Annotated in this window: 17 protein-coding genes; 9 read left to right on the top strand and 8 right to left on the bottom strand. The window is 52.2% G+C overall.

Annotated elements, in window-relative coordinates; translation table 11 throughout:
• Nucleotide 1 precedes the first annotated feature (1 nt).
• Nucleotides 2-2824: a DUF4347 domain-containing protein gene (locus H6F67_RS13550; RefSeq protein WP_190767129.1), complete on the bottom strand. Its 2823-nt coding sequence runs from the start codon at nt 2822-2824 to the stop codon at nt 2-4.
• A gap of 552 nt (nt 2825-3376) precedes the next feature.
• Nucleotides 3377-5053 carry a SpoIID/LytB domain-containing protein gene (locus tag H6F67_RS13545; RefSeq protein WP_190767128.1) on the bottom strand — a complete coding sequence of 559 codons (1677 nt, stop codon included), beginning with the start codon at nt 5051-5053 and terminating at the stop codon, nt 3377-3379.
• 175 nt (nt 5054-5228) lie between these two features.
• Between H6F67_RS13545 and H6F67_RS13540 the strand changes: the two genes are divergently transcribed.
• Nucleotides 5229-5900, top strand: a complete 672-nt coding sequence (locus tag H6F67_RS13540) for a glutathione S-transferase family protein (RefSeq protein WP_190767127.1) — start codon at nt 5229-5231, stop codon at nt 5898-5900.
• A gap of 123 nt (nt 5901-6023) precedes the next feature.
• Nucleotides 6024-6923 (top strand): CPBP family intramembrane glutamic endopeptidase, encoded by a 900-nt coding sequence (locus H6F67_RS13535; protein WP_190767126.1) that lies wholly within the window; start codon nt 6024-6026, stop codon nt 6921-6923.
• 63 nt (nt 6924-6986) lie between these two features.
• On the opposite strand, the gene gyrB is transcribed toward H6F67_RS13535, so the two are convergent.
• A complete protein-coding gene (gene gyrB, locus H6F67_RS13530) occupies nt 6987-8924 on the bottom strand; it encodes a DNA topoisomerase (ATP-hydrolyzing) subunit B (RefSeq protein WP_190767125.1) in 1938 nt (645 codons plus the stop codon).
• Between the two features lie 162 nt (nt 8925-9086).
• On the opposite strand from gyrB, the gene miaA reads away from it, so the two are divergent.
• The gene (miaA, locus tag H6F67_RS13525; protein ID WP_190767124.1) at nt 9087-10076 is read left to right on the top strand and encodes a tRNA (adenosine(37)-N6)-dimethylallyltransferase MiaA; all 990 of its coding nucleotides are present in this window, start codon (nt 9087-9089) and stop codon (nt 10074-10076) included.
• On the opposite strand, the gene H6F67_RS13520 is transcribed toward miaA, so the two are convergent.
• Nucleotides 10051-10281, bottom strand: coding sequence for a helix-turn-helix transcriptional regulator (locus H6F67_RS13520; RefSeq protein WP_190767123.1), 231 nt, complete (start codon nt 10279-10281; stop codon nt 10051-10053). The genes miaA and H6F67_RS13520 overlap by 26 nt on opposite strands.
• Nucleotides 10282-10514: 233 nt before the next feature.
• On the opposite strand from H6F67_RS13520, the gene H6F67_RS13515 reads away from it, so the two are divergent.
• Nucleotides 10515-10703, top strand: coding sequence for a hypothetical protein (locus tag H6F67_RS13515; RefSeq protein ID WP_190767122.1), 189 nt, complete (start codon nt 10515-10517; stop codon nt 10701-10703).
• Between the two features lie 110 nt (nt 10704-10813).
• Here the strand turns inward: H6F67_RS13515 and H6F67_RS13510 are convergent, their stop codons facing one another.
• The 3 genes from H6F67_RS13510 to H6F67_RS13500 form a co-directional block, all read right to left on the bottom strand.
• A complete protein-coding gene (locus H6F67_RS13510; RefSeq protein ID WP_190767121.1) occupies nt 10814-11404 on the bottom strand; it encodes a Uma2 family endonuclease in 591 nt (196 codons plus the stop codon).
• A 155-nt stretch (nt 11405-11559) separates the two neighbouring features.
• Nucleotides 11560-11907 (bottom strand): YbaB/EbfC family nucleoid-associated protein, encoded by a 348-nt coding sequence (locus H6F67_RS13505; protein WP_190767231.1) that lies wholly within the window; start codon nt 11905-11907, stop codon nt 11560-11562.
• A 312-nt stretch (nt 11908-12219) separates the two neighbouring features.
• Nucleotides 12220-12429 (bottom strand): hypothetical protein, encoded by a 210-nt coding sequence (locus H6F67_RS13500; RefSeq protein ID WP_190767120.1) that lies wholly within the window; start codon nt 12427-12429, stop codon nt 12220-12222.
• A gap of 381 nt (nt 12430-12810) precedes the next feature.
• Here H6F67_RS13500 and H6F67_RS13495 point away from each other — a divergent pair, with 381 nt between their 5' ends.
• Both H6F67_RS13495 and H6F67_RS13490 read left to right on the top strand, forming a co-directional pair.
• Complete coding sequence (locus tag H6F67_RS13495) at nt 12811-13230, top strand: hypothetical protein (protein WP_190767119.1); 420 nt, start codon at nt 12811-12813, stop codon at nt 13228-13230.
• A 30-nt stretch (nt 13231-13260) separates the two neighbouring features.
• A complete protein-coding gene (locus tag H6F67_RS13490) occupies nt 13261-13755 on the top strand; it encodes a thermonuclease family protein (protein ID WP_190767118.1) in 495 nt (164 codons plus the stop codon).
• On the opposite strand, the gene H6F67_RS13485 is transcribed toward H6F67_RS13490, so the two are convergent.
• Nucleotides 13752-14513: a hypothetical protein gene (locus H6F67_RS13485; RefSeq protein WP_190767117.1), complete on the bottom strand. Its 762-nt coding sequence runs from the start codon at nt 14511-14513 to the stop codon at nt 13752-13754. The two genes, H6F67_RS13490 and H6F67_RS13485, sit on opposite strands and share 4 nt — an antisense overlap.
• A gap of 370 nt (nt 14514-14883) precedes the next feature.
• On the opposite strand from H6F67_RS13485, the gene H6F67_RS13480 reads away from it, so the two are divergent.
• Genes H6F67_RS13480 through H6F67_RS13470 form a run of 3 tightly spaced genes read left to right on the top strand, consistent with a single transcriptional unit; the run spans nt 14884 to nt 19457 of the window.
• Nucleotides 14884-17520: a DNA polymerase III subunit alpha gene (locus H6F67_RS13480; RefSeq protein ID WP_190767116.1), complete on the top strand. Its 2637-nt coding sequence runs from the start codon at nt 14884-14886 to the stop codon at nt 17518-17520.
• A 9-nt stretch (nt 17521-17529) separates the two neighbouring features.
• A complete protein-coding gene (locus H6F67_RS13475) occupies nt 17530-18852 on the top strand; it encodes a hypothetical protein (RefSeq protein ID WP_199304398.1) in 1323 nt (440 codons plus the stop codon).
• 20 nt (nt 18853-18872) lie between these two features.
• Nucleotides 18873-19457, top strand: coding sequence for a Uma2 family endonuclease (locus tag H6F67_RS13470; RefSeq protein WP_190767115.1), 585 nt, complete (start codon nt 18873-18875; stop codon nt 19455-19457).

Raw genomic sequence — 19457 nt, 5'->3', positions numbered from 1 at the left:
GCTAGACGATGAAGTTGCGAGCCGACATGCTGCTGCGGTTGACGCCAGCCAGCGTGATGAAGGTCTCGAAGCCGCTGCTGCGATCGCCATTCACATCGAGCAAAACGAGCGTGTCTGAGCCGGACTGCTGAAGGCGGACATATTGACGGAACGGACGCTCGCCACCGTAGCCGCTGCGGGCAAAGATGCGGCTTAAATCAATTTGGTCGGCTGCACTAGCAAAGTCCAAAACGCGATCGCCGCCTTCATCCGTATTGCGATATTCAAAGCGATCGCGTCCGCCACCTCCTCTGAGCGCATCGGTGCGTCGTCCACCAATTAGTCGGTCTGCACCGCCACCGCCAATGATGCGATCGATGCCCAATCCGCCGTTGAGCACATCCGCTTGCGCGCCGCCTTCCACGCGGTCTGCACCGCCACCCGCAATGATCTGATCGCGTCCGGCTCCACCAAACAGGCGATCGGCTTGTGCCCGCCCCAGCAAGCTGTCATCGCCATTACCCGCCACAAGCACATCCAGGCCTAAGTCGCCATTCAGCCTGTCGTTGCCATTGCCGCCAAACAGAACATCATTGCCGCGCCCGCCCTCTACCAGGTCGCTGCCTGCACCGCCGCCCAAGCGATCGCGTCCTAAATTGCCGCGCAGCCTGTCGTTGCCGCGATTGCCGTTGAGCCGATCGTTGTCAAGCCGCCCGAACATCACGTCGTTTTCGCGGTTGCCGCGCATCACGTCATCGCCGTTGTTGCCCACCATGCGATCGGCTCCGGCTCCACCCAACAGGCGATCGCGCCCGCTGCCACCGCGCAGCGAATCGTTGCCAATGCTGCCCAGCAGGGTGTCGTTGCCCAAACCGCCATTGAGTCGATCGCGTCCTTCACCGCCATTGAGTCGATCGTTGTTCTGGTTGCCTTGCAGGTTGTCTCTGGCGTTGCCGCCGCGCAGCAGGTCGCGCCCGCGATTGCCAATTAGCGTATCGGGACAGCCAAAGCCGCGCAGGACATCTCTGCGACCACCTCCGGTCAAGCGGTTGATGTCGTTGTCGCCCAGCAAGCGGTTATCGCGATTGTTTCTGCCGCGCCGATTGATGCCGCGAACGCAACCAATATCTGTTTGGTCGCTATCAGTGTTGTCCTCTGGATTGGGATCAATCACACCCGGTGGAACAATCACTTGAGCCGTATTTTCGAGCGTGGTGCCAATCAGCGCATCGGGGTCAACCGTGCCGCGCACCGTGTAGGTCAGCGTGGCCTGCGCTGCCAGGTTAAATCGCACGTCGATGTCGCCCGTACCAATTTCTGCGCCAGGGAAGAAGCTGTTGAGATCACCAGGAATTCCACCTGTAAATACACCTGACCAGGTGACACCGTTGACTCCGGTGATGAAATCGGTGAGGCGAATGTCTGCCAAACTGCCAGTGGGAGATGTGTTGGTGACGGTGATGGTGTAGACAATTTCTTCGCCTGGTTGAATCGAGTCTAGCCCGTCTGTTTTGGTCAGCACCAAGTCAACTTGCGGCGTGACAGTCGGCAGCGTGGCAAAGTCATTCAGACGAGCGATCGGACGAACGCGATCGGCATCGACAACGATTCCAGTGTCCGGATCAACTTGAAACAAACGACTACTAGCCGTTATTTCACCGATATCTGATGTGAGGTAGAGAAAGCCATCTTGCCCAAACGCAAGCGACCCCGATCCGGCATCACTGAGAACAATTCCATTTGGCAAGCGTACATCGCCCACAAAGGTTGCAGGCAGACCTGGAGCACTAACATCAACCGTGTAGAGTTGAAAAACATTGGTACTGCTGTCAGGCCGCGTCACCGTCACAAACAAACGGTTTGGATTTTCGGGGTCAAAAGCAATATCACCGCCACCAAACGGCAGCGGATCACCGTTGGCTAGGGTGATTGCCCCCAGATTTGTTGCAATTCCGGCAGTGTCTCCTTCAACCGCGATCGAGAACAAATTCGGCGTCGAACTGTTCATCGCGTAGATGATGCCGCTGCCCGCCTGCTGCGCCAGCTTGACAAACTGGGACGGTGGCGCTCCTGCTCCGGCATCGTCAAAGACGCCTGTGCGGTTCAGCAGCGTCACGTTTTGTCCGGTTCTCGTATCGTAATAGGCAACCCGACCGTTTTCCCCAGTTTCCACGTAGTAGAGGCGGCCTGTTCCAGCTTGCCGAGCCAGGGCAAACGTTTGAAACGCGAGCGGTGCAATGATTTGGGAATCTCCCGTTTCTAAGTCAACCACGCGCAATTGTGAAGGTTGTGCAACGTTGCCTTCGTCTGTCGTGGCTGGGGCAAACAGCAAATTTGGAATCACAAATTCCAGCGTTGAATCATACTGCGCCATCACGTCCGGATGCAGAATGGGCACGGGTTCGATCGCCCCGATGCGCCACTCCAAATTCCAATCGCCGCCCTGCGCTGCACTTCCCGTTGGCGTGACAGTTGCGGCAATGTTTGCTCCGGTGCGCTGATGTAATTCCTGCAAGAAGCGATCGCCCACCGCGCCTGAGGCAACGCGACAGCCGTAGATGAGCAGGTTGGCGTGGCGCAGGGCTTGCTGCCAAGGTGCGAGGTCGTAGGCGGCGAGTGAGTCGAGGGTGAGGGTCGTTGCGCCAAGCTGAAGCGTGCCGGGTGCGCCGTGTGAAAAGAGATGAACCGCCTCGATCGACGCTTGGGCAGCGAGAACTGCGCTGATTTGGGCAACGCCGTCCTGTTGCGAATCGAGAACGACGACCGTTGCAGTCGGGTCAATGCCGTTCGCGAGAAACTGATACTGGTCGATCGCCTGATCAACGAAAACAAAGGAAGATGACATAATTTACTCTCTCAAACACCGGAAAATCACAGCTTGGCGAGCTGCAAACCGAGCACCCGTCGTCCGCAGCTTATTTCTCGAAATAAAATCTCCAGAAATATAAGGTCGATTATGCCTAAACTGCGTCAAAATATTCCATTCATTCGCAAAAATCCATTTGTAAATTTAGTTCACGCTTCGATCGCGTTTTGGAAACTCGTCGCCGCTTCGATCGCTTCGACCCCATAAAGCTGACGGTTGATGTCCCGTAGATTCTACGTCAGGCCAACTTTCGGATACCGATTTAACTTCTCACTCATTCAGTAAAGATTGGATTTGAGTTTTGAGACCGAACAACACTTGAGAAATTGAAACGATTAAAGTCGATGAGGCAGATTTCACTGCTCACCAACTTTTTAAACAATTGCTTTTACTCCAATGAAATTCGCAGAGATAAGTGCGAGCTTTTACGCAAATGCTCGATCGAACTCTATTTCAATTTATACTTTTATTGGATCCAAAAAGCGAAGAGTTGAGCGCATTAACCAATCGAGTGCGCTTCAACTGATACTTTTATGATTCGCCTTCCGGCCAAAATACGATCGCAGTGTTGAGCCGCTGAAGTTGCGTTCCTGGATAGTAGAAATTGAGAATTTGGGCGTTCGTCCAGCCAATTTCGCCCAGATGGTAAGACCCCGCCTGACTCATGCCTACTCCGTGTCCTAAACCTCCGCCCACAAAGGCATAGCCTTTCAGTGTTCGTTGCGGGGGTGGCGCATCGGGAGCAGGAGTCGGCGCGTTTGCTGGAAGCGGCTCATAAACCGGATCGAGGTAAAACAGCGTGCTAGTCGGTGGAAACAGCGCCCGCAGAATTTCGTCTTTTTGCAGTTCCACTGTGCCTACGTCAGTGGCGATCGCGATTCGCTGCACTCGTCCAGCAGGCGATCGCTCCAGAATCCGCAGTTCTCGCACCTGCGTCAAATTTGCCAAAGGCTGCTGCGTGTTTTGCAAATACTGTCGCAGTCCGGCAGCGATTTCTGCCAAGGTGGTTTCGCGTCGCCAGCGGAATTGCGCCCAGCCGTTTTCGTTGAAGCCATCTGGCGATCGAGCAATGAACTGCCGGAAGTTATTTTCGTCCGACAAGGGGAAGCGGGCAAGATCCCAAATCGGCTGCGGTGAATCCACAACGGCTTGCAGATACGGGCGATCCGCGCCGTTCCACACATCGCTAAACGGCGCAGTGATGCCGCCTGTGGTCGAGGAATAAAGTGCATCGACCAGTTCATTATTGTGGGTCAGCACCAAGCCGCGTGTGCTGGCAATGGCGCGATCGGTATTCGGAGCCGCACCGCCAATGCCCTCATACACCTGACACTGCGTATCCGCACAAAGCTGATAGCCATCGATCGCAAATCGCCGCAGATTCCGCAAAGCATAGGTGCGAGCCAAAATTGCCTGCGCTTCGATCGCAGGCTGCGGCGCACCCGTGCCAATTTCGTGCGGAACGACGCCGCGCAGATACGCTTCGATCGGCACAGGATTGACCAGCGTGTAGGTTCCGTAGGCGTTGGGCTGAAGCCGCAGACTGCCTGCATACAAACGGCGATTGCGCTCTTGATCGCGCGTCACAAATAAGCGCTGGCTGGGAATCGTGATTTCGACGCGATCGCGCTGATAGCGAAAGCCATTCAAAACAAAGGCCGCTTTGGGAATGGCCGTGACGGTTTGCGAATCGATGATGGCAGTGCGTGAGCCGTTCGCCTGCAAGTTTTGCAGCAGCAGGCGTCTGAGCAGGGGCGTACTGTAGGTGTCGCGCTTTGCCCACACCTGCCAGCCGCGCGGCTGCGCGATTTCGACCTCGACACCTCTTTCTCGCCAGCGGTTCGCACTGTATTCGGCGCTTTCAAAGCTGCGGTGCGAACTGAGCACGACCCGCTCGATCGACTGCGGCTGCGGCAACGCCAACATGCCAATTTCAAACTCGACCGGATTGGCAGTTGTAATCGTTTGTTCGCGTCCGCTCGTTTCAAACTTCAAGGTCATGTTTTGACCAGCGGGCGGCTGAATCGTCAGTGTTTGAGTTGGCTCAGCGCCAAATCGCTGCACCACGCCGACATCAATCACCGGATCGTCGATCGGCTGCGGAGCCGACTGCGCCATTGCCCTCTGCGGCATTAACTGAGTCGCACTGCCCCAGCAGAGGGAAGCGATCGCCACCGCTGCTAGCGATCGTTGGTATGTTTTCCGCATGGTGTTCAAATTGCCAACCGTCGCATCGAAACTTATTCTAGACAATTTCTGATCAATCACTCTTGCGAGGGTTGATGAATTAATGAATATCTAGCAATTTCTTTTTGCTAGGATAGGGCGATCGCTTCTTAGTCGATCATTCGGATTATTTTGTTCCCGCTTCATCCCTCGATCGATGGCTCTCATCCTCATCATTGGCAATAAAAATTATTCATCCTGGTCGCTGCGGCCTTGGCTCGTCCTCAAGCAGTCTGGTTTGGAGTTTGAAGAAGTTCGCATTCCGCTCGATCTGCCAGACACGACCGAGCAGATTTCGGCATATTCGCCTTCTGGTCGCGTGCCTGCCCTGCAACATGACGGTTTAACTTTGTGGGAATCGCTGGCAATTTGCGAATACATTGCTGAACTTGCACCCGATCGCCACCTTTGGCCTGCGGAGGCGGCGGCCCGTGCGGTTGCGCGTGCGGTCAGTGCTGAAATGCATTCGGGCTTTAGCAGCTTGCGATCGCAAATGCCTGTGGACTGTCGCGCCCGTCGTCCCCAGACTGCAACTCCTGCCGTTCAGCGCGATATCGATCGCATCTGCAATCTGTGGCAAACCTGTCGGCAGAATTTTGGCGGCACAGGTGACTTTTTGTTTAGCAGTTTTTCGATCGCCGATGCCATGTATGCTCCGGTTGCGACGCGCTTTGTCACCTATGCCGTGCCGCTGCCGCCTATTGCACAAGCTTACGTTGATGCGCTCTGGCAGCTTCCGGCCATGCAGGAGTGGCTTGCAGCGGCAGCAGCGGAAACCGAAGTGATAGACACAGATCAAGACGCTTTTCGCGATCGCAATTCGGATTAGCGATTTTCAGCGGTCAGGATGAATCGCCCTGTCGAAACGCGAGATATCCTGCCCCGACAAACGGCTGTAGGCATGTGGTGCGATCGAGTTAAAGTAAGGACAATTTCTCATCACCACAAACTGATGAATTCTGGTCAGATCAATCCTGCGGAGAATCCGTTTGTTCATCTTAAGGTGCGGCGTTTGGTGCTGTGGCTGCTTTTGATTTCGCTGCTGCTGGGCATTGCACAGGGAATTTTGTCGAGTGCGCTGCAAATTGAACCAACCGATGCGATTTGGACTTGGATTATATACATCGGTTTGATGGTGTCGCTGTGTCTGCTCGTCTTGCAGCAGTTCGATCGCTTGCAGGTGCAGCTTGAAGATGTCGTTGGACAGTGGCGCCGCGCCAACTGGCTTAGGTTGACGGGTTTGGTGGTGGCTGTTTTGCTGTCGTCGCTGGGCTGGTTTTTGGTGTCGTTTTATCTGCTGTCGCTGGCTGCACCCTCACTGGTGGACGCGCTTTTAGAGCAGATCAACAGCAGCAGCACAACAGAAACTGCTTTTCCGCTGCTCGACACCATTCTGGGACCGATCGTGCTGGTGGGATTTGCGCCGATTACCGAAGAATTTTTGTTTCGCGGCATCATCCTTCAGCGCTGGGCAACCAAGTGGGGAATTCGTCCGGCTTTGATTGCTTCTTCGATCGTGTTTGGCATTTTGCACGCCAACTTTGTCGGTCTGTCGATCTTCGGTTTGGTGATGGGGTTGCTGTATCTGAAAACGCGATCGCTGGCCGTCCCGATCGTCTGTCATGCCTTGAACAATGCGCTGGCGGCAGTCTCGCTTTTTGCTCCTGAAACTGAAGATTCCGCCAGCGTCACCGATTTGGCATGGCTTCAGCAAAACTGGTGGGTGGGCTTGGTGCTGATCGCGATGAGCGCTCCGTTTTTGCTGCGATTTATCTTCAAAAACTATCCGCGTCGCGATGCAGAACTTCCCTATTTTCTAAATCGATCGCAGCGTTTAGATGGGGAAGCATAGGGCGACAAAAAAACACGGGCAGGCGATCGACGCCCAACCCGTGCTGTGGCAAAACGGCCTGGACTAGATATCGAGATCGGCCAAATCTAATCTTGAGCCATAGGTTTCGATGAACTCGCGACGAGGAGCGACGCGATCGCCCATCAGGACGGTGAAAATGCGATCGGCTTCTGCCGCATCTTCAATTTCGACTCGCTTGAGCGTCCGGGTTTCCGGATTCATCGTCGTGTCCCAAAGCTGCTGCGGCATCATTTCACCCAGACCTTTGAACCGCTGAATTTCATATTTGGCGTTCGGCGGAAATCCTGATGTAATCTGGTCGCGTTCGCGATCGCTGTAGCAATAGTAGTGGTTGCGACCGCGCTCAACTTTGTAGAGCGGCGGGCAGGCGATGTAAACATAGCCTTGATCGACCATTTCGCGCTGATAGCGATAGAAGAAGGTCAACAGCAACGTGCGAATGTGTGCGCCGTCTACGTCTGCGTCTGTCATAATCACAATGCGGTGATAGCGCAGTTGCGAAGCGTCAAATTCTTCGCCTTTGATGCCCAATCCAAGGGCGGTAATCAGCGCTTGAATTTCCGTATTCTTGTAGATCTTGGCATCGTCGGTTTTCTCGATGTTGAGAATTTTGCCGCGCAACGGCAAGATCGCTTGGAAGCGGCGATCGCGTCCCTGCTTGGCTGAACCACCTGCCGAGTCGCCTTCCACAATGAAGATCTCGGACTCAGACGGATCGCGAGAACTACAGTCAGCCAGCTTGCCCGGAAGCGTCGAAGATTCAAGAACCGACTTGCGGCGGACGAGTTCGCGAGCGCGGCGAGCGGCTTCTGCGGCGTTGAAGGCTTGAATCGCTTTGTCGAGAACAGCATCCGCAACGGCAGGCCGAAATTCCAGATATTCGGTCAAGGCTTCTGCGACGATCGAATCGACAATTCCGCGCACTTCCGGATTGCCCAGCTTCGTTTTCGTTTGGCCTTCAAACTCCGGGTCAGGCACTTTGACCGAGATCACGCCCGTCAGGCCTTCGCGGATATTTTCACCCGCAAGGTTGTTGTCACCTTCCTTAATTTTCTTGCGCTTGCGGGCGATCGAGTTCATCGTTCGCGTCAGCACGGCTTTGAGTCCGTCCAAGTGCGTTCCGCCGTCGATCGTGCGAATGTTGTTGGCAAAGCCCAGCAGGTTATCGGTGTAGGCATCGACGCACCATTGCAGCGCAACTTCGACCTGAACATTGTTGCGCTCGCCCTGCATAAAGATGATTTCTTCGTGCAAAGGCTGCTTGTCTTTGTTCATGTATTCGATGTACTCGCGAATGCCTCCCGCATAGTGGTAGGTTTCAACGTGCGGTTCATCAGCTTTGATGACATCGAGGCGGCGATCGGTAAAAGTGATTTGAACGCCTGCATTCAGGTAGGCTAGCTCGCGCAGTCGTCCGGCTAGTGTTGCATAGTCGAACTGCGTTTCGGTGGTGAAGATCTGCGCGTCGGGAAGGAAAGTGACCGAGGTTCCCGTTCGGTCTCCACTGTGCGGTTTTGCTTCCAATCCGGTCACGGGAATGCCCCGCTCAAACCGCTGCTTGTGGATTTTCTTTTCGCGCCAAACCGTCACTTCCACATATTCTGAGAGCGCGTTGACGACCGAGATGCCGACGCCATGCAGACCGCCAGATACCTTGTATCCACCGTCGCCAAATTTGCCGCCTGCGTGCAGCACGGTCATCACCGTTTCGAGAGCAGATTTTCCGGTTCGCGGATGAATGCCTGTAGGGATGCCGCGTCCGTCGTCTGTCACCGTCACCGACCCGTCTGCATTCAGGTCAACTTGGATATGCTTACAGTAGCCTGCGAGTGCTTCGTCTACCGAGTTGTCTACGACCTCATATACTAGGTGGTGCAATCCACGCGGCCCTGTGCTGCCGATATACATGCCGGGGCGCTTGCGGACAGGTTCTAGTCCTTCTAGAACTTGAATCTGTTCGGCGCCATAATTTGTTGTCATGAAACACTCCCTATAAGTGGTACGAAGCTCGCTTTCACTCCGAAACACCAAAATCTATCAAAATTATAGCACATCTGGCTTGGAGGCGATTTTTGCCCAATTTCAGCCGCAGTTTTCAGCCGGGATGGATCGCTACTCAAACCCTGTCTACTTCATCGCCCAATGGATTCGATCGCAAAGCGCTCCCGGAACGGTACCGAATCTTTCACCCTCCATACATCTGTACTACTCAATCCTTCTCCTATTCTAATCGTCATTTGCGGCGCAACGGCAACCGGAAAAACGGCTCTGGCGATCGCGATCGCCCAACGTCTTTGCACGCCGACGCGCATCCTCAACGCTGATTCGCGCCAAGTGTATCGCGAATTTGACATCGGCACGGCAAAACCCACGCCTGAAGAACGCCAGCTTGTCCCGCACGAACTCATTGATATCTGCGACCCAACTGAAACGCTGACAGTAGCGGATTATCAGGAGCGGGCGCGATCGATTATTCGGAAGTCAGGATCGCTCCCCCTGTTTCTTGTCGGTGGAACAGGTCTCTATATTCGATCGATCGTCCGAGGCTTGAAAATACCGCGTGTGCCGCCGCAGGCTGAGTTGCGATTCCAGCTTGAATCGATCGGTCAGGCGCAATGTTACGCGATGCTGCAACAGGTGGACGCGATCGCCGCAGCAAAGATCCACGCGAACGATCAGGTCAGAACCTTGCGGGCACTCGAAGTTTTTTACGTCACGGGCAAACCGATCTCGACGCAGCAGGGCGAAGATCCGCCGACCTATCCGATTTTACAAATTGGCTTGGACTGTGAGGATTTAGAAAATCGCATCCACCAGCGCACGAAAAACATGGTTGCAGTGGGATTTGTTGAAGAGGTCGATCGACTTTGCCACAAATACGGCGCAGATTTGCCGCTGCTCAATACGCTGGGCTATGCAGAGATGAAACAGTATTTAGCCGGAAAAATTTCGCTGGAAGATGCGATCGAGCTAACCACCATTCACACGCGCCAATTCGCCAAACGGCAGCGGACTTGGTTTCGGGCAGATGATTCGATCGAGTGGTTTGATTCTAATGATTCGGAGTTGATCGATCGAGTTTGGGCGCGAGTGGTGGGGTTTTTATCTAGTCGATCGAACTCGAAGGTCTAAAATCATCCGGCAAATCTTCTAGCGTCCAGTTCAGCAAACGACACAAAGCTTTAATTTGTGTGAGCGTCAACTTCGCCTCTTGATAGCGACCTGTTTCCCAATTACTAACAGTTTGAACGGAGATATCGACTGCGACAGCAACATCTCTTTGAGTCAAACCTAATTCTTCTCTGCGCTTCTTGAGAGGCGATTCTTGTTCAGACATTCCAGCAAAACTATAAGATTCTTGTACAAGCCGCTTGACTACAGAGTTATAAGCGCCTTATAGTAAAGTCACACAGCAGAAGAAGCAGGCGGCTAAAAGCTTTGACCTGCTCTCCTTTTAGTGTCTCACCAACCAGCCTTCTAAACTCGGTCTGCCAGTCAACTCGACTGGTAAATTTTCCATTCGTTTCAATTTATCTACCGTCAGGCGGCGCAAAGCCGTCAGGAGTTTTCATGTCTTATCGTCAGCAGCTATATCCTTGGTGCGTCGTGCGCTGCCTGCCCAATATGCAGAATGCGATTGTCGCTCGGTGTCGCAGTCGCAACGAAGCTGAAGAACATTTGAAGGTGCTGCGGCGGATCATGCGCGACGGGGAATTTGCGATCGCCTTCGATCGACCCCGCCCCGATCCGCTGGCGTGAATTGCCCTTTCACGCAAAAATCGATCGCAATCGATGTCGGAGACACCCTGCGATCGATTTTTGGCCGTCCGGCAAGAGTAATCAGATCTTTACTTAGAAGCTGCTAGAAGCTAGTCGTCGTCAAAGCGATCGATCACTAAGCGAAATCCGGGTAAGACCAACTCACCTGAAAGCTCAGTCGGCAGTGGCCGCACTTCCTTTGCTTCACCCTGCCGATAAATCTCGACCTGCTGATCTTGCGGATTAAACAGCCAGCCCAGTCGCACACCGCTATCAAGATACTCCTGCATCTTCTGTTGCAGCATCTCCAAACTATCGGTGCGCGATCGTAGCTCCATAACAAAATCTGGCGCGATCGGCGGAAATTTCTGCCGCTGAGTCGGCGTGAGTGCCTGCCAGCGTGAAAGCTCCACCCACGCCGCATCCGGAGATCGATCGCCTCCACCCGGCAGCTTGAACAGCGTCGAAGAACTAAACACCTTCCCAAGCTGCGTCTGTCGATTCCAATTGCCTAAATCAATTCCAAACTCCAGTTCCCGATTCCCGCTGCCTCCACCCACAGGCGACATGACAATCAAGGCTCCTTGCGAATTGCGCTCAAAGGGAATTTCAGGATTACTCACACAAAGCTGATAAAACTGCTCATCCGTGAGATGAACGCCATCGAGATTCAGCACCAGCGGGACACTTAGCACACTCATTTCGATCGCTCCAGCCTCAATTCACTCGATCATGCCGCATTTCTCACCCGGCAACGCGATCGCCCTTTCGCGCAAAAATCGATCGCAATCGTATGGAGACGCCTTGCGATCGATTCTGTGCAGTCCGGAAAGAAAACCAGTCCGGTGAGAAAAACCTACATTCCCGGCAGATTCAGGCCGCCCGTGAGTTCTTCCATCCGTTCGCGCATCGTGGCCGTCGATTTGTTGTAGGCATCTTTCATCGCGGCCAACACGAGATCAGAAAGCACTTCTGCGCCTTCGCCCAGCACATCCGGCGACACTTCCACGCGACGCGGTTCCTGGTTGCCGCTCAGCACAACCTTGACCAAGCCGCCGCCAGCCTCGCCCTGAATCTCCATGTTTTCTAATTCTTCTTGCAGCTTTTTCGCGCCTTCTTGCACCTGCTGCGCTTTTTTGAAGGCATCGGCAAGTTCCTTCATTTTGCCCATGCCGAAGCCGCCGAATCCTTGACCTTTTGACATAACTTCCTGTGACGCTAGATGTGTGATGATGGGCGTTTCCAGTGTTTGGCGATCGACTGTTTGGCGATCGACCCATCCAGACAGCGGCAGCAAAAACCGCCTTTTCTATTGTGCCTTCTCAAGCTAGGATTCCCGCAAAAGCAGAATCATTGCAAAAGGATTGCGTTGTTCGCAGCACTTCTACCAGTTATATCTCATCTGGTGCCGATCGCTGCTTTGCCGATGCGCTTTTCTGGCGATCGATCTCAGAAAAATTTAGCTCTCCAGCAATCTCCAGAGAGCTAAACCACAATTGCATTTAAAGTAGGCTGCTTAATGCGGATCGGTTGTTCCGTTGGGATGACGCATTTCACGCAGACAGTCCGGGTCAACATAGTGACAAGTAGCATCATCCTGGCAAATTAACGCCCAGCCTGCATCATTAATTTCGACCAGTTTGTAAACCGTGTGTCGAACAAAAGCGCCCTTATGATTGCGCGTACCCGACTGAACTCCAAAGGCATAAACATCTTTGCTGGACATCTGAATCTCCTAATTTATATTGGTAAACGGCTCAAACAAGCGAAACCAAACTGACAAGAATTAAACCGCAATCAAACAAAGCGAAGCGAAAATCTTTTGGTAGCTTAAAGCGTATCACTCGCAATTGTGAGCTGACATAAAGTTCTGCGAACAATTAATACCCTGGCTTAACTTTGATCGCATTTCGATCGACCTGAACTGCCCAAAATGCGATCGATCGACCCGCTCAACTCAAGAATTTGTCCAAATTTAACTAAACTTAAAATTACTGCTCTCATCTCGCTGCGATCGCTTCAGCCAGTCTGAAATGTACGGATTTTAGAATTTGAGAATGTCCCAGTGCAAGATCGAAGGTAGGCCGAAACTCATCCTCGTTTGATCATGACCGACAGCAAAACTCCGTTTGACTATCGTCTCCGCCTGCAAGTCCCCGCCGACAGTTCCGATCGCGTGCTGCTCGAATATCTCAAAGCCGAGTCGCATCCAACCTATTTGGAAAAAGAAATGGTGCTGGCTGCGCTGCGGATGTGCTGGCTTCCATTAGCCTATGAACAGTCGGATGCTTCTTGCGAAGAAGTTCAGCGCCTTGCTCACGACGCAATTTTGCGGCTGCGCGAACAAATTCAATATCTCGCAGCGATCGCCGGAATTTCAACTTCAGTGCCCGCCGAGTCTGCCTTTCCCCAAGCGGCTTCTGTTTCCAGTCCTCGCGTCGAATCAGTGCGCCTGTCGCGTCCGGCGATCGCCTCCGCACCGGGCAGCGAAGATGGTTATGAAGAAGATCTGTTTGGAGACGATTAGATTGCTGCAATTTTGGGTAGATTAGTCGGCATGAAACGATTGATTTTGATAGGGCTGCTGTGTGTTTTCCTAGCCGGATGCTCGATCGCCCAAGCATTTCTAGGAACCAGCGTCATCTCAACGGGCGACGGTGACACGCTGCACGTGCGGCAAAACGGCCAAGATGTCACCGTTCGACTTGCCTGCATTGACGCGCCCGAACGCCGCCAACCCGGAGGACAAGCGGCCAGCGATCGCCTCCGTCAACTGCTTCCTGCCGGACGCCGTGTGCAACTGCGGACGGTCGAGACCGATCGCTATGGGCGCACAGTCGGCGAAATTTATGTCAATGGGCGATCGGTCAATCTGCAACTGGTGACGGAAGGGCAGGCCGTTGTCTATTCGCAATATCTCAGCGGTTGCCGTGACGATCGAGCCGCTTACCTGCAAGCTGAACAAACCGCCCGCCGTGCCCGACGCGGCTTTTGGGCGCAGCGCAATCCCGTCATGCCTTGGGACTGGCGACGACAGCATCGATCGTCTTAATCAAAATTCGCGTCAAACACTGTTGTTCCATCCGTTTGCACGACGATGTAGCGATATTGACGCGGAGCCGCGCCCCAGAAACGGCTTAGCTGCTGCACGTTGTAGCCATTGGGCACATTGATTTCAAAGTAGCCCTGTTCGGGAACCCAAGCGATCCACATGCCGCTGTTTGCCTGTGCGTAGCCCATCCGATTCCAGAACAGTGTCCGCACCGATCGCTCGGTCGCGGCTGTGATTGGATAGCGCACCTGCCGCCAAGCCGGACGCCCAACATTTCGCAACTGATCGCGGGGCGTGTTGGAGGGGAGCGATCGCCCAATTTCGTTGAAGTAGTAGCCGTAGCGTGCTCGTTCGGTGAGCGTGTCGAAGCGCGTACAGCCGTCATATCGGGCAGAGAGCAAGCGGCCATCGCTGGCGTAAGCTCGGAAGGGAGAACTGCCAAGCTGAAGCATTTCGATCGCCTGCTGCTTTTGCGTTCCGCGAAGCTGGTTGAAGTTGGCATTGAACCAAACCTGACGGCGATCGACATCCAAGCGGTCATACACTCGCGCTGTTCCCCAAGGATAAGTCTGCATCCGCTGCAATTCCTGCCAGCGCTGCTGCACCAGCGGCACAACGACTTCATCTGGCGGTTCGCCCGCGCAGTTTGCCAACGCCGAGTATGGCGCGATGAAAATGCTGGTAGCAGTCGCGACAGGCATCAAGGCCAGCAGGATCAGTCGGCGGAGCGATCGCTTCAAGTCATGTTTTGCTTTCATAAAGCTTTCTGTAAATTCAACGGCAGTAATTTCACTGAACGGCTCGACGGTTTCCGAAAATCGCGGTTCCGCCTGTGCCAGTTCGATCGCTGCAACAGGAAAAACAGCGGCGGATGGCGGCGCAAAAACTTTGTTGAGAATTTGCTAAAAGTTTAGAGTTTTTCCAGCGTTTTTCTGGTACATTAGTATCAAGAAATTAAACAAATATTAAGAACACGGTGCATTCGCAGGAGCAATATTGTCGCCTGTGCAGGGCTTGCCTGTCTCAAAACTCTAGTTCCAGATGTAGAGGCAAGATCCGCAAAATCAGGCGAAAAACTCCAGGTATAGTGTTACGCTTAGCTAAATTCTGAATTCCGGGCTTGGTGTGATGTCTTCCTTCGTCGGCTTGCATATTCACAGCGACTACAGCTTACTCGATGGCGCGAGTCAACTTCCCGATCTGGTCGATCGCGCCGTTGAACTCGAAATGCCTGCGATCGCCCTCACCGATCACGGCGTCATGTACGGCGCGATCGAACTGCTCAAGGTGTGCATGGCTCGCAACGTCAAGCCGATCGTCGGCAATGAAATGTACGTCATCAACGGCGACATCACCAAGCAAGAACGCCGTCCGCGCTATCACCAAGTCGTTCTCGCTAAAAATACGCAAGGCTACAAAAACCTCGTCAAGCTCACTACCATTTCGCACCTGCAAGGCGTTCAGGGAAAAGGCATTTTCTCACGTCCCTGCATCAACAAAGATTTATTAGAAGAATACCGCGAAGGCTTGATCGTCACGAGCGCTTGTCTGGGCGGAGAAATTCCCCAAGCGATCATGCAAGGCCGGATGGATATTGCTCGCGATCGCGTCATATGGTATCAAGACCGATTCGAGGACAATTTCTATCTCGAAATTCAAGATCATGGCTCGCAAGAAGACCGAATTGTTAACGTTCAACTGGTCAATTTGGCTCGCGAATATGGCGTCAAGCTAATTGCAACCAACGATTCTCACTACATTTCTTGCTATGACGTGGAAGCGCACGACGCACTACTTTGCATTCAAACCGGAAAGCTCATTTCTGAAGATAAACGCTTGCGATATAGCGGCACAGAATATCTAAAATCTCCTGAAGAAATGCGCTTGCTGTTTCGCGATCATCTGACGGAAGATGTCATTGAAGAAGCGATCGCCAACACGCTCGAAGTTGCCGCAAAAGTTGAACCCTACGAAATTTTAGGCGAACCGCGCATTCCCGATTATCCCGTTCCCGCAGGCTACACCGCTGAAAGCTATCTGGAGAAAGTGACCTGGGAGGGACTGCTCGAACGACGCAAAGTAACGAGGCGTGACCAGATCGATTCGACTTATTGCGATCGCCTCAACTACGAACTGCAAATGATGCAGCAGATGGGCTTTTCCACTTACTTTTTAGTCGTGTGGGACTACATCAAATATGCTCGCGACAACAATATTCCCGTTGGCCCCGGTCGCGGTTCTGCTGCTGGATCGCTGGTTGCTTACGCATTGGGAATTACGAACATTGATCCGGTTCATCATGGCTTACTGTTCGAGCGATTCTTGAATCCTGAACGAAAATCGATGCCGGACATTGACACCGATTTTTGTATCGATCGCCGCGATGAAGTCATTCAATATGTCACCGAAAAATATGGAGCCGAGCGCGTCGCCCAAATCATTACCTATAACCGCATGACATCCAAAGCGGTGTTAAAAGATGTGGCGCGAGTGCTAGATATTCCTTATGGAGAAGCCGATCGCATGGCAAAACTGATTCCGGTTGTGCGCGGCAAACCGACCAAGCTTAAAGTGATGATTTCTGACGAAACACCTGCGCCGGAATTTAAAGAAAAATACGAAAAAGATGAGAAAGTTCGCCACTGGCTCGACATGGCAATTCGCATCGAAGGCACAAACAAAAGTGTTGGCATTCATGCCGCAGGTGTCGTTATTTCTGCTCAGCCACTCGATGAAATTGTGCCGCTTCAGCGCAACGCCGACGGCAACGTTTTCACACAATATTTCATGGAGGACATTGAAGCGCTGGGACTGCTGAAAATGGACTTTTTAGGATTAAAAAATCTGACAATGATCCAGAAGGCGATCGATCTGATCGTCCAGCATCGTAAAGAATCGATCGACCTTGACAACTTACCGCTTAACGATCCCAAAGCCTATCAGCTACTTGCAAGAGGCGAGCTAGAAGGCATCTTTCAGCTTGAATCATCAGGAATGCGACAAATCGTTCGCGAACTCAAACCGGATGGGCTTGAGGACATTTCCTCGGTTCTTGCACTCTATCGTCCTGGTCCACTTGACGCTGGCCTCATTCCACGATTCATCAATCGCAAACACGGACGCGAAAAGATTGAATACGATCACCCAATCCTAGAAACGATTCTCAACGAAACCTACGGAATCATGGTCTACCAAGAGCAAATCATGAAGATCGCGCAGGACATGGGTGGCTATTCGTTGGGACAAGCCGATCTGCTCCGTCGAGCAATGGGCAAAAAAAAGAAATCCGAGATGGAAAAGCATCAGGAAATCTTTGTTGGTGGGGCATCAAAGAACGGCGTAAAACCCAAAGTTGCTGCCGAGCTTTTTGACCAAATGGTGAAGTTTGCCGAATATTGCTTGAGCTACGATACTGAAATTTTAACGATCGAACATGGCTCACTTCCAATCGGCAAAATTGTTAAAGATCGCTTTCCCTGCACTGTCTACAGCATCAATCAAAACGGCTGCATCTACGCTCAAAAAATTGCTCAGTGGCACGATCGCGGCCTGCAAGAGGTGTTTGAATATTGCCTCGAAGACAACACCAAAATTCGCGCCACGAAAGACCACGAATTCATGACAACAAAAGGCGAAATGGTAGCGATCGATCGAATCTATCGTCAAGGATTAGAACTGAAGCGTGTGGAGGTACGATCCCTAAGGGATCAGCTTTGCTGGCCGCCCGTTACAACCGGAAGCACGCTGGGCACACTGCAAAGGTAATTTCTGCTGATGGGGTCAACGATCGTGAATACACTGACGACAACCTTTGTTTTGCCTCAAGCGATCGCTGAGGGTTTGATGAATGGCAGCTATGAGCGTGTTGGCGGCGTGGTGCGTGATGCTGTAACTAAACAAGTTGTGGTTTGGCTCAGGGAAGTGGGCAAGAATGGTTGTGCAACAGGTTCTAACGGCGGGTGGCTCATTGACCTAGCAAAAGCACTGCAATCGCTCCCCGTGAACCCTGCTGTAGGTGTCGCTAATTTCGCAGTTTCAGCAGTCAATACTGGTGTTTCTGTTCACGGTTTTTCAAAAGTGAACGGGCGGCTTGATGGCATTGAGCAACAGTTGAGCGCGATCGAAAACACGATGCAGAATATGCAGGGCGTTTTGCAGGTGACATCTGCGGCCAGCATTTTGAATTTGGGTGTTTCAGTTGTTGGATTCACTGTCATTTTGCAGCGGTTGGGCGAGCTTGAGGAACGTTTGCAGAAGTCTCAAGAACTGTTGAGCAAGATCGATCGGAAAATCGACTTGAGCTTCTATGCAGAGTTTCGAGCCGCGCTGGATTTGGCAATGAATGCCTTCACCATGAGCAAGCCCGAAAACCGCAGAAGCAGCGCTCTCTCAGCAATCAACCGTTTCCTCAAAGCTGAGCATATCTACTTGGGCTTGGTGCAGCAGGAACTAGAACAAAAAAGCCCAATCATTGACGAATATTTGCTCACCTTAGCGCTAGCTTACATCGCTGAGGCGCGTTGCTATCTCGAATTGGAAGAATTTGACATTGTGCCTCAACGCCTACAGACTGGCGCAGAAAAAATTCGAGCTTGCCTGCAAAAGTACGTTCAAATGCTTCTGACTTCAAATCCTGCGGCTTATCTGCATCCTGATTTCAAGGAAAAAATCGATCTCAAGCGGCTCACAAAGGTTTATCAGTGGCTCGATCCAGCAATGAATGAAAACGCTGTTTTTGAGCTACAGCGCGACAATTTGTTTAACTTGATGGATGAGCAAAATGCTAGGAGAGGCTACAAGTGGGTTGAGTCTTTGCCAGCAGCAATTATTACCCAAAACGAAGTGAAAGGCAGCATGTTTGGTAATCGAGAAGAAACCAAACAGGAAACAATGAAACGGCTTCCGCAAGCAATGGAAATGATGGAATCAATGATCGAAACGCAGCAGCGATTTGAAGCGTATCAGGTTGAAGTGCAGGCGATCGCGCAGCTTGGGATCAGCTTTCATGAATGGCTCAAGCTTGAACCCGCAGAACCCCAACCGGAAGGAGCAAATTTAATGTATATTCTGCCTTCCCAGCCTCTAGAATTTGCATAAATTGAGTTGAGGAATCGAGTATGTCTGCGATCGAAATTGACCTCCAACCCATTGTGAAGCTGACCGACGATCAGTACTTCGATCTTTGTCAAGTAAATCGCGATCTCAAAATTGAGCGAACAGCACAGGGAAAGCTGATCATCATGCCACCAACAGGCGGAGAAACTGGAAACCGAAACATGAAAATCGCCTTTCAGCTAGAAAGCTGGAATCAGCGGACGAATCTCGGACTTACCTTTGATTCCTCAACTGAATTTAAACTGCCAAACGGGGCGAATTATTCACCGGATGCAAGCTGGGTACAGCGGGAAAAGTGGAATGCTTTAACGCCAGAGCAGCGACGCAAATTTCCACCGCTTGCGCCGGATTTTGTGGTTGAATTGCGCTCAGAAACTGATTCAATGATGCAACTTAGAAAAAAGATGCAGGAGTACATCGATAGCGGTGTGCGATTAGGTTGGCTAATTGACCCAAAAAATCGACAGGTTGAAGTTTATCGAGCGAACCAACCTCCACAAATTCTTCAAAACCCAGAATCACTATCTGGCGAAGATGTTTTATTTGAATTCGTATTAGATTTAAAGCCGATTTTTGCCAATATCTAG

Origin of the sequence: Microcoleus sp. FACHB-1515, assembly GCF_014696105.1 — a bacterium.
In the GTDB taxonomy this organism is placed as follows: Bacteria; Cyanobacteriota; Cyanobacteriia; order Elainellales; family Elainellaceae; genus JAAUTJ01.
Note: the sequence above shows the minus strand (reverse complement) of the source record. Positions and strands in the feature narration are given on the sequence as shown.